11 protein-coding genes are annotated in these 14,177 nt (G+C 61.9%); 10 read left to right on the top strand and 1 reads right to left on the bottom strand.

The genetic code is table 11. From position 1 onward, the window contains the following. Nucleotides 1-77: 77 nt before the first annotated feature. Together KIH75_RS04980 and KIH75_RS04975 are read left to right on the top strand one after the other, a co-directional pair. Nucleotides 78-1,412, top strand: coding sequence for a C1 family peptidase (locus tag KIH75_RS04980; RefSeq protein WP_219055675.1), 1,335 nt, complete (start codon nucleotides 78-80; stop codon nucleotides 1,410-1,412). Between the two features lie 212 nt (nucleotides 1,413-1,624). Next, a complete protein-coding gene (locus KIH75_RS04975) occupies nucleotides 1,625-2,767 on the top strand; it encodes a 3-deoxy-7-phosphoheptulonate synthase (protein WP_219055674.1) in 1,143 nt (380 codons plus the stop codon). A 132-nt stretch (nucleotides 2,768-2,899) separates the two neighbouring features. Here KIH75_RS04975 and KIH75_RS04970 read toward each other — a convergent pair whose 3' ends face one another. Beyond that, entirely contained in the window at nucleotides 2,900-3,781 is an 882-nt protein-coding gene (locus KIH75_RS04970; protein WP_219055673.1) for a glycosyltransferase family 2 protein, read from the bottom strand. A gap of 88 nt (nucleotides 3,782-3,869) precedes the next feature. Here KIH75_RS04970 and KIH75_RS04965 point away from each other — a divergent pair, with 88 nt between their 5' ends. The 8 genes from KIH75_RS04965 (at nucleotide 3,870) to folE (ending at nucleotide 13,992) form a co-directional block, all read left to right on the top strand. Beyond that, nucleotides 3,870-5,471 carry an AI-2E family transporter gene (locus KIH75_RS04965; protein ID WP_219055672.1) on the top strand — a complete coding sequence of 534 codons (1,602 nt, stop codon included), beginning with the start codon at nucleotides 3,870-3,872 and terminating at the stop codon, nucleotides 5,469-5,471. Then, nucleotides 5,471-6,694 (top strand): glycosyltransferase family 2 protein, encoded by a 1,224-nt coding sequence (locus tag KIH75_RS04960; protein WP_219055703.1) that lies wholly within the window; start codon nucleotides 5,471-5,473, stop codon nucleotides 6,692-6,694. The genes KIH75_RS04965 and KIH75_RS04960 overlap by 1 nt, the downstream gene beginning before the upstream one ends. An 87-nt stretch (nucleotides 6,695-6,781) precedes the next feature. Beyond that, nucleotides 6,782-7,597: an ABC transporter ATP-binding protein gene (locus KIH75_RS04955; RefSeq protein WP_420829178.1), complete on the top strand. Its 816-nt coding sequence runs from the start codon at nucleotides 6,782-6,784 to the stop codon at nucleotides 7,595-7,597. Continuing rightward, nucleotides 7,594-9,216: an ABC transporter permease gene (locus KIH75_RS04950; RefSeq protein ID WP_219055670.1), complete on the top strand. Its 1,623-nt coding sequence runs from the start codon at nucleotides 7,594-7,596 to the stop codon at nucleotides 9,214-9,216. Before KIH75_RS04955 ends, KIH75_RS04950 begins: the two co-directional genes overlap by 4 nt. Before the next feature lie 26 nt (nucleotides 9,217-9,242). After that, nucleotides 9,243-10,673, top strand: a complete 1,431-nt coding sequence (locus KIH75_RS04945) for a D-alanyl-D-alanine carboxypeptidase/D-alanyl-D-alanine-endopeptidase (RefSeq protein WP_338024294.1) — start codon at nucleotides 9,243-9,245, stop codon at nucleotides 10,671-10,673. Nucleotides 10,674-10,749: 76 nt separating this feature from the next. Next, nucleotides 10,750-11,313, top strand: a complete 564-nt coding sequence (gene hpt, locus KIH75_RS04940) for a hypoxanthine phosphoribosyltransferase (protein WP_219055669.1) — start codon at nucleotides 10,750-10,752, stop codon at nucleotides 11,311-11,313. Next, nucleotides 11,310-13,388 carry an ATP-dependent zinc metalloprotease FtsH gene (ftsH, locus tag KIH75_RS04935; RefSeq protein WP_219055668.1) on the top strand — a complete coding sequence of 693 codons (2,079 nt, stop codon included), beginning with the start codon at nucleotides 11,310-11,312 and terminating at the stop codon, nucleotides 13,386-13,388. The genes hpt and ftsH overlap by 4 nt, the downstream gene beginning before the upstream one ends. A 4-nt stretch (nucleotides 13,389-13,392) precedes the next feature. Next, entirely contained in the window at nucleotides 13,393-13,992 is a 600-nt protein-coding gene (gene folE / locus KIH75_RS04930; protein ID WP_219055667.1) for a GTP cyclohydrolase I FolE, read from the top strand. Nucleotides 13,993-14,177 lie beyond the last annotated feature (185 nt).

Genomic DNA, 14,177 nt, shown 5'->3' with positions numbered 1-14,177 from the left:
AATATGCATTCGGCGGCATCCGGCCCGGGCTTTCCCGCGTCCGGGTGCCGCGATGTTTTGAGTGAAGGAGCATTCATATGGCACAGATCACGCCGTTGAGCGCCGAGGCCCTTGCCGGCCTGCGCGAAGGCTTCGAGGCGGGCGCTTCCAATCGCATGGCGATGAACGCCGTCACCGCGGCCGGAGTGGACAAGGTGGCGCGTAATTACGACCGCGCCCGTCTGCTGCAGCGCAGGTTCTCCACGGTCGTCGACAACGGTGAAGCCACCCATCAGGACCGTTCCGGTCGTTGCTGGCTGTTCAGCTCGCTGAACGTGGCCCGCTTCGTGGCCAAGAAGAACCTCGGCCTCAAGGAGTTCGAGTTCTCCCAGAACTACGCCATGTACTACGACAAGCTGGAGCGCATCAACTACTTCCTCAAGGATGTCGCCGCGCTCATCGAGGCCGGCGAGCCCGCCGATTCCCGCCTCATGCAGCACCTGCTGCAGGATGTGATGGGCGACGGCGGCCAGTGGACCATGGCCATGAACGTCTACAAGAAGTATGGTGCCGTTCCCAAGGACCTGTTCCCGGAAACCGAATCCTCCAAGAACACCGGTGAGATGAACACGCAGCTGCGTCACATGCTGCACACCGCCGTGGCCCGCATGTACGCCAAGGGCGCTGACGTCGAGAGCATCATCGCCGAAGCCACCGCGGCCGGCCATCGCATCCTCACCATCCACCTGGGCGAGCCATCCGTCTCCTTCGACTGGGAGTGGACCGACAAGGACGGCGTATTCCACCGCGACGGCGAGATCACGCCGCAGGAGTTCTGGAACAAGTATGTCGGCTCCGCCGATCTGGAAAGCTACGTGTGCCTGGTGGACGATCCGCGCGCCGAGCACCCGAAGGGCAGGAAGATCGCCATCGAGCATTTGGGCAATGTGGCCGGCGGCGACGCCACCGAGTATCTGAACGTGCCGAACCAGTTCATGAAGGATTGCGTGAAGAAGATCCTCGTCGAGGAGGGTATTCCGGTGTGGTTCGGTGCCGACTGCCACCCGTTCATGGATCGTGAGAACGGCGCTTGGGCCACCGACCTGTTCGAATACGGCAAGCTGTACGATTTCGATTTCGATCTGGATAAGGAGGAGCGCGTGCGCTTCGCCGATTCCGCCATGAACCACGCCATGGCCTTCGCCGGTGTGGATGTGGCCGAGGATGGTTCCACCCGCCGTTGGCGCGTGGAGAACTCCTGGGGTTCCAAGATCGCCGACAAGGGCTACTTCACGATGAGCGACGACTGGTTCACCGAATACGTGTACGAGGTGGCCGTGCCGAAGGCCCTGCTGCCCGCCGACTATCAGGCCGCTCTGGACGAGCCCGCCATCTCCCTGCCCGCTTGGGATCCGATGGGAGCTCTGGCATAAGAGACAGTCCTGTGGGCCGTTATCTCTCGTAGGGTGAAGGCTCCATCCGCCGTGGCGGATGGAGCCTTGTCGTTCCGGTAGGCGGTCGATGGTTATGTTCTGCGCGGCCGATGAACTATTGTGGTGAATTCGGTGCGTGAGCGCACCATAATCACATCAACGCATTGTGTAGCATTACAGGCATCGAAGGTATGCGAGGAAGGAGAGTCGGCATGGCAGCGTTGCGCGGTCCGGATAGTTCCGAAGATAAGCGTCGTTTGGGGGAGCAGGCGGTCTTTCCCGAGACGGTGGATGTCAATATTCGTCAGCTTGATCCGATTCCCGCCCCGCGCGCTTTTCTGCGCGAGCTGCCGCTCACTGAGGAGATGGGCCGGCTGGTGCGTTCGTCGCGTCAGGAGATCCGCGACGTGCTGCGTGGCCGTGACGATCGCCTGCTGGTCATTGTGGGCCCGTGCTCCATTCATGATCCCAAGGCGGCGCACGAGTATGCCGAGCGTCTTGCGGCGGTGCAGCGTGAACTGAACGATCGTCTGCTGATCGTCATGCGCGTGTATTTCGAAAAGCCGCGTACCACTATCGGTTGGAAGGGCTTGATCAACGATCCCGATCTTGACGGCCAGTTCAATATTCGTAAGGGCATGTGGGAGGCGCGTAAGGTGCTGACCGACGTACTGTCGTTGGGTTTGCCGATCGCCACCGAATGGCTGGATCCGATCACCCCGCAGTATATTTGCGACGCGATCAGTTGGGGCGCGATCGGTGCGCGTAATACGGAGAGCCAGGTGCATCGCGAGTTGGCGAGCGGCCTGTCCATGCCGGTCGGGTTCAAGAATTCCACGGACGGTTCGGTCAAGGCTGCGGCGGATTCCTGCTACGCGGCCGCGTTCGAGCATCATTTCCTGTCCATCAATCTGGATGGGCGTGTGATTTCGGCAGAAACGAAGGGCAATCCGGATTGTCATCTGGTGTTGCGCGGTTCGTCGAGCGGTCCGAACTATGACGCCGAATCGGTGAAGCGCGCGTTGGATGAACTGCACCGTTCGAAGGCGACCGGCCCGAGCGAGCATGGTCTGATCATCGACGCGGCGCATGGCAATTGCGGTAAGGATGAGGTGCGTGAGGCCGAGGTGGTCGAGGAGATCGCCGTCCGTCTCGCCAAGGGCGAACAAGGTATTCTCGGCGTGATGATGGAGAGCTTCCTGGTGGCGGGCAATCAGAAGCCTGCGCCGTTGGAGCGTCTGGTGTACGGTCAGTCCGTCACGGATTCGTGCATTCCGTGGGATCGTACCGAGCAGCTGCTGCATACGCTGGCGGACGCGGTCGAAACCCGTAGGGCGGCGGCCGGTCGCGCGTAGCCTCCGCTTCGCTGGCGGCCGATGGTGGCCAAGCGAAGCGCGTTGGGCATAAGGAAACGGGCCATGACGATACCGTCATGGCCCGTTCGCGTACTGGCAGGCGCCGTGCACCGACTGCCGCATCAACCGGCATCACATGTCCTGCAGATCGTCCTTCTCCTCAAGTTCGGTCTGCATATCGAACCACATGCGTTCGGCGGGGTTGATGTCGCGCACCTCGAGCAGCTTCTGGTACATGGGGTACAGGACGTGCAGCCACGGGTACATGATGTACAGCGTGTGCTCCGACTTGTGGTTGCGCCAATGCTCCGGATGCGCCTCGAAGGTGTTGCGGAAGCGTTTCATGTAATTATGGAACGAGATGGGCGACGTATACATGCGTCGCGCGGAGATGCCGCACACCATGCGCTTGGAGTACACGGTTTTCAACCCGCGGCCCAGCAGATGCAGCGACACGTCCACATCCTCATGCATCACGTCGGATTTGTCGCGGCACACCTCGTCCCTGATCTGCTTCCAGGCGGTGGCGCGCAACGCCATATTCGAGCCGAACAGCAGCACCTGGCCGTCGTCGGCGCGGTAGGAGTGGCGGCGCACATGGTCGTCGCCGCGCAGCGCCATGCGGCGGGCGGGCATATCGTAGTAGCTTACCGGGCCGGTCGCGCCCATGGCGTCGCTGTCTTCGGTGAAGATGCCGGCCACGACTTCGACCCAATCGGGTTTGAGCATGCAATCCGCGTCGATACGGCCGAGCACGTCGCCCGTGGCGGCGTCGAGCCCGTAGTTTCTGGTGGGGATCAGTCCTTGTTCATCATTCTGATGCAGCAGTCGGATCGGCGCTTCGGGATGCTGCGCCATGAATTCCTCCACGATCGTGCAGGTGGAGTCGGTGCTGCGATTGTCGACCACCAGGATCTCGTGGGGCATTACGGTCTGGCGGATGGTGTTGGTCAGGCAGTCCGCGATACGTTCCTCTTCGTTCCACGCCGGGATGATAATCGAGACATTCAACATGCTTTCCAGAATAAATAGTCGTGCGTACACCATTCGTCGAACAATCGGGGTATTGGCGGTACAGCCCTCATCGCTACAATGGGGTGCCATGAGCGAACGCACGAACGAATGCGAAGAGACTGAAAACGGCAGGCAGGACAGCCTGCGATGGGATTTGGGAACCTTGTTCCCCGCGAAGGGCGATGACAGACGACCACCGGAATGGTTCGGCAGGGCACTGCTGTATGTGGCCATCGCGATAGTGCTGTTCACCTACTGCTGGCGGTCGTGGGGGTCGGTCGCATACCTGATCTACGACATCCTGATTTCGCTGTTCCTCGCGCTCGCGATCGAACCGATGGTGAAGGGCCTGGTGGCGCACGGCTGGAGCCGTGTGGTCGCGTCGCTGTTCTCGTTCGCCGTGGTGATCGTCGCCGTATGCGTCCTGCTGCTGTTGTTCGGCAACATGTTCATCCAGCAGATGATCGCGTTGGTTTCCGGACTTCCCGACATGTATGAGCAGGCGCGTGAGCTGATCGAACGGCATTTGTCCTTCACGCTGCCGGAGATCAACAATCTCGGCCCGGAGATCCTGAAGAACATCCAGACCTCCTGGCTGTCCGATTTCGCCGGTCAGGCCATGCACACCGTTTCCGGTGTTTCCGCGGCGTTCATCGACATCACCACCATTCTGATGGTCACGTATTACATTTCCGCGGCGGGCCCGAAGCTGCGCCGTTCCGTATGCCAGTGGTTCGCGCCTTCCGCGCAGCGCCGCATCCTCACCGTGTGGATGGTCGCCCAGGAGCAGATCTCGTCCTTCCTGTTCTCCCGTACCATTCTCGCCGCGCTCAACGCATTCTTCACCGGCGTCTTCCTGGTGATCATGGACGTGCCGTACTGGCTGCCGTTGGCGCTGTTCTGCGGTATCGTCTCGCAGTTCATCCCGATGGTCGGCACTTTCGTGGGCGGCGCCGCACCGGTGCTGTTCGCGTGGGGGAACAACGGTCTGGTGGCGGGTATCGCCGTCATCGTGTTCATCACCATCTACCAGCAGATCGAGAACTTCATCTTCCTGCCGAAGATTTCGCAGCGCACCATGGATATCAACGAGGCCGTGGCGTTCATTTCCGTGCTGTTCTTCGGTTCGCTGTTCGGCGCGATCGGCGCGTTCCTCGCGCTGCCTATCGCCGCTTCCATCCAGGTGATCGTGCATGCGGGTACCAGACGGTACGATCTGGTGGATTCGCCGTTGATGGATGATCCCGCGCCGAAGAAGAAGTCGAAGGTGGTCGAGGCCAGCGAGGCGTTCAACGAGCATGTGATCCAGCCCATCAACCATGCCATTCCGCGTGCGGTCAAGGGCACCGCGAACCGTGTGCATGTGGATGACGAGATTCGCCAGATGCAGGAGATCTTCTACTCCATGTCCGACGAGGAGCTTCGTGAGGGGATGGAGGATGAATCCGCCACGGTGGCGATTCCGAAGCATGTGCTGAAGAACGCCGCGGGAGCCGGGGGCGCCGGTAATGCCGGCAAGCCGAAGCTGAAGGGCGTCGAAGTCGGCGGATCGGACGAATCCGACGAAGCGACTGAACCGGTCGAATCGGTCGAAACCGCCGAATCCGCTGAAACCGAAAAATCGAACGAAGCAACCAAGCCCGTCAACGATCCGGACGTATCCAGCAATCCAAGGAAGGGGTGGCGCTGATGGTACTGCTCACCGTACTTGACGTGCTGCTGTTCGTCGTGGGCGCGGTCGGCATGATCTATCAGGGCGTGTGCATCGTGGCGTCGCTGTTCGCCAAGCCCGTGACCTTCCCCGAAGCACCCATGGATAAGCGGTATGCCGTGCTCATCTCGGCACGCAACGAGGAGAACGTGATCGGCAACCTCATCAACTGCCTGCACGAACAGACCTACCCTTCGGAACTCATCGACATCTGGGTGGTGGCCGACAACTGCACCGACAACACCGCCAAGGTCGTGCGCGACATGGGCTGCCATGTGGTCGAACGCCACAATATGGAACTCGTGGGCAAAGGCTACGCGCTCACCTACCTGCTTGACCACATGATCGACGCCGGACTGTCCGACGCATACGATGCGTACTTCGTCTTCGACGCCGACAACAAGCTCGACCGCCACTACTTCGAGGAGATGAACAAGGGCTTCCAATCCGGTTTCAAGATCCTCACCAGCTATCGCAATTCGGTGAATCTGGCCGACAACTGGGTGTCCTCCGGTTCCGCGCTGTGGTTCATCCGCGAATCAAGATTCCTCAACAACTCCCGTATGCTGTTCGGTTCCAGCTGTCATGTGGGCGGCACCGGCTTCATGTTCTCCAAGGAGATCATGAAGCGCAACAAGGGGTGGAAGTTCCATCTGCTTACCGAGGATCTCGAATTCACCATGGATTCCGTGCTGCACGGCGACCGCGTCGGCTACTGCGGCAACGCGATCCTGTACGACGAGCAGCCCGTCACCTTCGCGCAGAGCTGGCGTCAGCGCCTGCGCTGGAGCAAGGGCTTCCTGCAGGTGTTCCGGTATTACGGCCCGCAGCTGATCCGCCGCGCCGTGCGCGAACGCGACTTCTCCGCGGTCGATTTCACCCTGCTGCTGTGCCCGTTCACCGTGCTCGGCGTGATCCGCGTGGTCATGGGCATCATCTTCGCGGCCTGCGGGTTCGTCACCTGGCAGAGCCAGCTGGGTGCCGTCACCGGCTGGAGCAGCGGCATCCTGCTGTCCGTGCTCGGCATGATGGCGCTTGCCGCCCTGACGATCATCGTGGAACGCAGGCAGATCGGCGCGACCAACAAGGAGCTGTTCGCCTACGTGCTGAGCTTCCCGATCTACATGTTCAGCTATGTGCCGATCTCCTTTCAGGCCATCTTCTCCAAGGTGCAGTGGAAGCCCATCGAGCATAAGGGCTGAACTCCGCCAAGCCGGTTCGGGTCAACACCCGTCGATTCGGGGGTGGAACGATTGCATTCGGCTGTTACGATTAACGCTATGAGCGAAATGACAGCAGTTCCCAATAATCCGATCACCCCACAGGGCAATGGTGCCCCCGACGCGCGGATGGCGGTTTCCATCCGCGGATTGTTCAAACGCTTCGGCACCAAAACCGCGGTGAACAATCTGAACCTCGATATTCCCGTCTCCTCCTTCTACGGTTTGGTCGGCCCCAATGGCGCGGGCAAGACCACCACGCTGAGGATGCTCACCGGGCTGCTGACCCCCGATTCCGGCCACGCTTCGATTTTCGGCCATGACGTGTGGAGCGACGTGAACGCCGCCAAGCGCATGATCGGCGTGATGCCCGAACCGAGCCAGATCTTCGACCGGCTCACCGGCATGCAGTTGCTCGTCTATGCGGGCATGTTGCGCGGCATGAAGCGTAAGGAGTCCATCACCCGCGCGCACGATCTGATCAAGGCCTTCGACTTGCAGGATTCCGCCAACGTCATGGTCGCCGACTATTCGACCGGCATGATGAAGAAGATCTGCCTGGCGAGCGCGATGATCCACAGCCCGCGCATTCTGGTGCTCGACGAGCCGTTCGAAGCCGTCGACCCGGTGTCCAGCGCGAATCTGAAGGATATTCTGCTCGAATACGCCGCGACGGGCGGCACGGTCATCATCTCCTCGCATGTCATGGCGCTGGTGGAACGCATGTGCACTCATGTGGCGGTGATCGACAAGGGGTATGTGTGCGCTTCCGGCACGGTGGACGAGGTCGCCGCCGGTCAGGATCTTGAGGATCGTTTCCTGCAGCTGGTCGGCGGCCGTCATGCCGCCGCGCATCTCGATTGGCTCGACGGGGGTGCCCGATGAGCGAAATCGCATCGATCGTCCGCCTGCGCTGGACGATGTACCTATCCGCCATGCGCGGCAAACCGATGAGCATCGCGCTGTATGCGCTGGGTGCGCTGTTCGCCTTGGCGATTGTGGCCGGAACCGGCGCGTTGTGCTGGACCATGAACGCTTTGGACGCCGCCGGTTTGGCAAGCATGCGGTCCGTTATGCTGATGGTCGGCGCGGTGCTGTCGATCGGCGGATTGCTCATGCAGATCATGAGCCTTGGCCAGGGCGAGGTGCTGAGCGCGTCGAAATTCGAGCTTTTCGGCATCAGGGATGGCGCGCTTTCCGCCGGCCTGCTGGCGGCCGCCATCTGCGGTATGCCGGGGCTGACAATCCTGTTCTCTCTACTGGCGGTTGTGCCCGCGTACCGTTCCGTTGGCGTGGCGGTGATGGTGGCCGGCGTGGTGAGCGCGTTCCTGGCGGTCATCACCATATTCACGCTGCTGCGCATTCTTACCACGGCGCTTTCCTCGGTGCGTTTCTCGAAAAGGGGCAAGAACGTCCTGTATGTGGTGGTGTTCGTCATACTGATGGTCCTCAGCCAGCTGCCCAACATGTTCGACGTGGACTATGCCGATCTGTTCATGCGCGGGGCGCGGGCGACGGGCGCAATGAACGTGTTGGCCTGGACCCCGTTCGCCGCCGCGTTCCAGATTCCGTTCGATGTGGCGGATGGGCAGTGGTTTGCGCTGGTGGGCCGTCTGCTCGTCCTCGCCGCGACCTGGGTGTTCTGCCGTTGGCTGTGCGTGTGGCAGCTGCGCAAGGCCAGGGCGGATTCGGGCACGCGGACCATGAAGGCCGCGAGTGGCGCGAAGGGCATCGGCATGTTCCGTTTCGTGCCCGACAACGTTTCCGGCGCGGTCGGTGCACGTCTGGCGATTTACATGCGCAAGGATGTGCGGCAGATTTCGATGCTCGTCATCCCGCTGCTGCTTGTCGTGATGGCCGTCTTCCGTGGCACGAAGTCGCCTGACGCGGTATGGCAGGCGTTGCTCATTGGCCCGCTGTTCGTGATGATCTGCGAAGGCAACGGTCTCGCGTATGACGGCCGAGGCACGTACATGGAGGCGATTTGCGGTGTGCGCGGATGGCATGACCGTCTTGGTCGTGCGCGCGTGAACGTCGCGATGATCACGGTTTACACCCTGCTGCTCACACTGTTCGCCTTCATCGTCACCGGGTATTGGAAGACGCCGGAGCATATTCTCGAAGGGCTGATCTACACCGTGGCGGCCATATCGGTGGGGCTGTGCAGCATCGGCGTGGCTGAGGTCACCTCCTGCGCGTTCATGTACCCGGTGTCGGCGATGGACCGCCCGTTCTCGGGTGCACAGGGGCGTGGCATCTCGCAATTCCTGTTCCCCGTCCTCCAGATCGTCGCTTCGATAGTGACGGTGCTGCCGGGGGCCGCGGTTGCGGTGCTGCTGCTTATCGCCAATGCCCAGAGCCTGATGTGGATCATGATTCCCGTGTCGCTGGTCAACGGACTGGCCGTGTTGCTTCTTGGTTCATGGCTGGGCGGTAAGCTGATGGATGCTCGGATGCCGAAGATCCTGTCCACTCTGGAGGAGTTCGCATCCCTGCAGCAGTAGTCCGTAAACGCAGGTAGGGAGGCAGCGTGACTCGCAGGGCATCGGCTCGTCCGAACCATCGCATCGTCGTCGTATCGGTGAGCGTGGTGGCGACGCTCGCCATGTGCATCGGCTATACGATCGCGGACATCCACGATATCGTGCCGGGCCTGCTCACCTCCAAAGCCGCGCCGACCCGCACCTACACCGCCATCCCCAAGCCGATCGCCGCGGGCGCGGTGGCAGGCAAGGCGAATCATGACGTGACGATCGACAAGACGCGCGCCGAAGCACTCATCGAACAGCTCGCCAATGCGGATGGCGTGGGTGAAGGGCTTTCCGTGGCCATCGCCTCCGCCGACGGCACCGTGGTGGCCGGGCGGAACGTCAACACCGACCGCGAACCGGCCTCCACGACGAAGACGCTCACCGCGTTCGCCGCCAGCGAGACGCTGGAAATGAGCGGCACCCTGGATACCGAGGTCTACCTGACCCACGCGGATACCACGCCGACCATCGTGCTGCAGGGCCACGGCGACATGCTGCTCGGATCGGGCGAAAACGATTCCTCCCATGTCAATGGTCGCGCGGGGCTCACCACGCTCGCCAAAAGCACGGCCGCCGCGCTCGGCCAACGCGGCATCAGCCAGGTGGCGCTCGCCGTGGACGATACGCTGTTCGGCAACGACCGCATTTCCAGCGCGGTGGAGGAGAACAACGAGGCGAGCGCGATGTACACGCCACTGTCCAGCATGGCTGTGGACGGCGGGCGCATCCGCTACGGTGTGAGCGCCGACCCCGATGCGTTCACCGATTATCCGACCTTGTCTCAGACCACGGCGAGCGACGCCGCCGCCACGTTCAAAACCCTGCTCACCCAGCAGGGCATTACGATCACCGATTCGTCCGACATCAGCGGCACCGAAGCCTCGGCCCGCATCGCCAAGGTCAGCTCGGCTCCGCTGAATGAGGTGATGGCGTTCATGTTGCGCCATTCCGACAATACGCTCGCCGAACTGTTCGGCAGGCTCACCGCGTTGAAGCTCGGTTTGGGCAATTCGATGGATGCCGATATCCAGGCGGTCACGCAGGTGCTGCGCGAACACGACATTCCCACAGGCGGTCTGCAGATGACCAGCTGTTCCGGTTTGGGTGCGGGAACGCGTCTGCGCATCCCCACGTTGCTGGGCGTGCAACGTGCGCTCGTCGCCACGGATGGTGGCGGCGCGGCGGAACTCGAAGGGCTTTCCGTGCCCGGCCTGACGGGAACGGCCCGCAGCAGGGCCGCTTCCGACAGCGTGAAGGGACTTGCGAGGGTCAAGACGGGCAGTCTCAGCGGAGTGCGCACCATGGCGGGCAACGTCTCGCGTGAACATGGCGGCGTACTGCTGTTCGCCGTGCTCGTCAACGGCTCCGACGATCCGTGGGCTGCGAACAACGCCATCGACGAATTCGTCGCCGGACTCGCCAAGCTGTAAATTCGCCCGGTTTCTCCCAGCTTCTCTTCAGGTAACGGCTAGAAACACGTCATTCGCCTGTGACAATATAGTGCCCATGCGAATCGCTGATGTACAAGAAGATATCGACCACGAGCTGGTCAGCAAAGAGGAAATCCACACCATCATCGCCAAGGCTGCAGCGCAGGCGAGCAAGGATTATGCGGACAAGGATCCGCTGCTCATCGCGGTGCTCAAGGGCGCGATCAATACGCTGGCGGTGTTCTCGCAGGAGATGTCCATCCCGTGCCAGCTCGACTTCATGAGCCTGTCGAGCTACGGTTCGGGAACCAAGTCGTCCGGTACCGTGACGATCCGTCAGGACCTGTCGACCGATGTTCGCGGTCGGCACATTCTCATCGTTGAGGATATTGTGGATTCGGGACGCACGCTGGCGTGGCTGGTCGAGGAACTGAAGAGACGCGGCGCCGCGTCCGTCGAGATCTTCGCGCTGCTTGAGAAGCCCTCGCGCCGTGAGGTCGAGGTGGATGTGAAGTACCCGGGTCTGGAGATTCCCGACGAGTTCGTCGTCGGCTTCGGTCTCGACTACGACGAGCGGTACCGCAACCTCGACTCCATCGCAGTGCTGAAGCCCGAAGTGTATCAAGGAGAACAAGCATGAGCTTCCCTCAGGGACCGGGGCAGCCGAACAACAACGGCAACCCCTTCAACAACCCGTTCCGCCAGAACGGGAACAACGGCGGCAACGGCAACAAGCCGAACCGCGGCAACGGCGGTGACAAGCCGTTCTGGCAGTCCCCATGGCTGTGGGGGGTTGTGATCGTCATCCTCGTGATCACGATGTTCCAGATGTTCACCGGCATGGGCACGCAGACCATCGACACCAAGGATGGTCTGGAACTGCTGAAGGACGGTCAGGTCAGCTACGCCAAGATCGTCGACAACAAGCAGAAGGTCACGCTGCAGCTGAAGAACGATTACACCAAGCGTGACAGCGAGACCGGCAAAACGCATAATTACGGCAAGAACGTGCAGTTCTATTACACGTTCGCGCAGGGTCAGGATATCGTCAAGGCAGTCGAGAAGGCCGATCCGTCCAAGGGCTGGAGCGCCGACATCGAATCCAGCAGCATGATGGCCTACCTGATCCAGTCGATTCTGCCGTTCATCATCTTCTTCGCGTTCGCCTGGTTCCTCATGAGCCGCATGGGTGCGAGCAACATGCTCGGCATGGGCGGCAAGAAAAACAACGGCAAGCTGCTCGACGGGCAGACGCCGAAGACCAAGTTCTCCGATGTGGCGGGCGAAGACGAAGCCCTGGCCGAAGTCGAGGAAATCAAGGACTTCCTGAAGGATCCCTCCAAGTACAAGGCGCTGGGCGCCCGCATTCCGCGCGGCGTGCTGCTGTACGGCCCTCCCGGCACCGGTAAGACGCTGCTCGCGCGAGCGATCGCAGGCGAGGCCGGCGTGCCGTTCTACTCCATGGCGGGCTCCGACTTCGTGGAGATGTTCGTGGGCCTCGGCGCATCCCGTGTGCGCGACCTGTTCGACGAGGCGAAGAAGAACGCCCCGGCCATCATCTTCATCGACGAGATCGACGCCGTGGGCCGCAAGCGCGGATCCGGCATGGGCGGCGGCCACGACGAGCGCGAGCAGACGCTCAACCAGCTGCTCGTCGAAATGGACGGCTTCGACAACGATACGAACCTCATCATCATCGCCGCGACCAACCGACCCGACGTGCTCGACCCGGCACTGCTGCGCCCAGGCCGTTTCGACCGTCAGGTGGGCGTGGCCGCCCCGGATCTGGAAGGCCGCGAGGCGATCCTGAAGGTGCATGCCAAAGGCAAGCCGTTCGTGCCGGACGTCGACCTGCATATGGTCGCGGTCCGTACCCCGGGCTTCACCGGCGCCGACCTGGCCAACGTGCTCAACGAGGCCGCGCTGCTGTGCGCACGCGCCGGCGCCCAGCTCATCGACAACCGTGCCATCGACGAGGCCATCGACCGCGTCCAGGCCGGTCCGAAGAAGCAGTCGAAGGGCATGGCGTTGGAGGAGCTGCGCAACACCGCCTACCATGAGGGCGGCCATGCGCTCGTCGCCGCCGCACTCAACGACACCGACCCGGTGACCAAGGTGACGATCCTGCCGCGAGGCCGTGCGCTCGGCTACACCGCCGTCATGCCGACCTCCGATCGCTACTCCCAGTCGCGTAACCAGCTGCTCGACCAGATGGCCTACGCCATGGGCGGGCGCACCGCCGAGGAGATCGTGTTCCACGATCCGACGACCGGCGCCTCCAACGATATCGAAAAGGCCACGAACATCGCCCGCACCATGGTCGGCGAATACGGTTTCTCCGACCGCCTAGGCGCGATCAAGTGGACCGAGGACGACGATCAGAGCGACATGGGTGGTCTCGCGCCACACAAGTATTCCGACCGCATCGCCGAAACCATCGACGAAGAGGTGCTCAAGCTCGTCGAAACCGCCCACACCGAAGCGTGGACGATCATCAACGAAAACCGCGACATCCTCGACGAACTCGTCCGTCAGCTGCTCGTCAAGGAAACGTTGAACGAGAAGGAACTGGCCGAGATCTTCGCACCCATCAAGAAGGCGCCGAAGCGCAAGGTGTGGCTCTCCAACGAGAACCGCCCCGATTCGGACAAGCCCCCGGTGGAGATCCCCGAATCGCTCAAGCGTTCCGTTGGCATGAAGACCGAGGAGAAGTAACGGTATGACCGAACGGGAGCATGGCATCGGCGACGCCGTCAGGCCGTACGACGAGGAAGGTGTGCGCAGATCCGTGCGCCTGTTCCTGCAATCCATAGGCGAGGACCCCGACCGCGAGGGTCTGCTGGAAACGCCCGACCGCATCGCTCGGGCGTGCCGGGAGATCTTCGCGGGGCTCGACTCCTCGCCCGCCGACGTGCTGGAAAAGCATTTCGACGTGGACACCGACGAACTCGTGCTCGTCAAGGACATCGAACTGTATTCGGTGTGCGAGCATCACCTGCTGCCCTTCCATGGCGTGGCCCACGTGGGGTACATTCCCGCGAAGAACGGCGTGATGGGACTGAGCAAGCTGGCCCGTCTGGTCGAAGTGTATGCCAGACGCCCGCAGGTGCAGGAGCGTCTGACCCAGCAGATCGCCGACGCGCTCGTGGATTACGCGGGTGCACGCGGCGTGATCGTGGTCACTGAATGCGAGCATCTGTGCATGTCGATGCGCGGCATCAAGAAATCCGAGGCGCGCACGGTGACCTCCGCGGTGAGAGGGCTGCTGCGCAATCCGGCCACCCGCGCCGAGGCCATGAGCCTGATCCTCAACCACTGATGTCAAGGCCCCGCCGCCGGCATGAAGGCATTCGCCGGCGCGGGGCCGTTCCATAGGCTGCCGCGCATCGCCGCCGGCACTCCCACACTTTTCAGGCTTTCAGACTCCCAGATTCCACGTTTTCAGGTTTGTCAGGAAGGGACGGCAATGACCGAACCGCAATCGATCCGCAACACCGAACGCAC

The organism is Bifidobacterium pongonis (genome assembly GCF_019331805.1).
Taxonomy (GTDB): domain Bacteria; phylum Actinomycetota; class Actinomycetes; order Actinomycetales; family Bifidobacteriaceae; genus Bifidobacterium; species Bifidobacterium pongonis.
The sequence above is the reverse complement of the archived record's forward strand: the minus strand, read 5'-3'. Positions and strand labels throughout refer to the sequence as shown.

Coding starts and splice junctions, on each gene's coding strand:
- KIH75_RS04980 (WP_219055675.1), top strand. CDS start 78: ATGGCACAGATCACGCCGTTGAGCGCCGAGGCCCTTGCCGGCCTGCGC.
- KIH75_RS04975 (WP_219055674.1), top strand. CDS start 1,625: ATGGCAGCGTTGCGCGGTCCGGATAGTTCCGAAGATAAGCGTCGTTTG.
- KIH75_RS04970 (WP_219055673.1), bottom strand. CDS start 3,781: ATGTTGAATGTCTCGATTATCATCCCGGCGTGGAACGAAGAGGAACGT.
- KIH75_RS04965 (WP_219055672.1), top strand. CDS start 3,870: ATGAGCGAACGCACGAACGAATGCGAAGAGACTGAAAACGGCAGGCAG.
- KIH75_RS04960 (WP_219055703.1), top strand. CDS start 5,471: ATGGTACTGCTCACCGTACTTGACGTGCTGCTGTTCGTCGTGGGCGCG.
- KIH75_RS04955 (WP_420829178.1), top strand. CDS start 6,782: ATGACAGCAGTTCCCAATAATCCGATCACCCCACAGGGCAATGGTGCC.
- KIH75_RS04950 (WP_219055670.1), top strand. CDS start 7,594: ATGAGCGAAATCGCATCGATCGTCCGCCTGCGCTGGACGATGTACCTA.
- hpt (WP_219055669.1), top strand. CDS start 10,750: ATGCGAATCGCTGATGTACAAGAAGATATCGACCACGAGCTGGTCAGC.
- ftsH (WP_219055668.1), top strand. CDS start 11,310: ATGAGCTTCCCTCAGGGACCGGGGCAGCCGAACAACAACGGCAACCCC.
- folE (WP_219055667.1), top strand. CDS start 13,393: ATGACCGAACGGGAGCATGGCATCGGCGACGCCGTCAGGCCGTACGAC.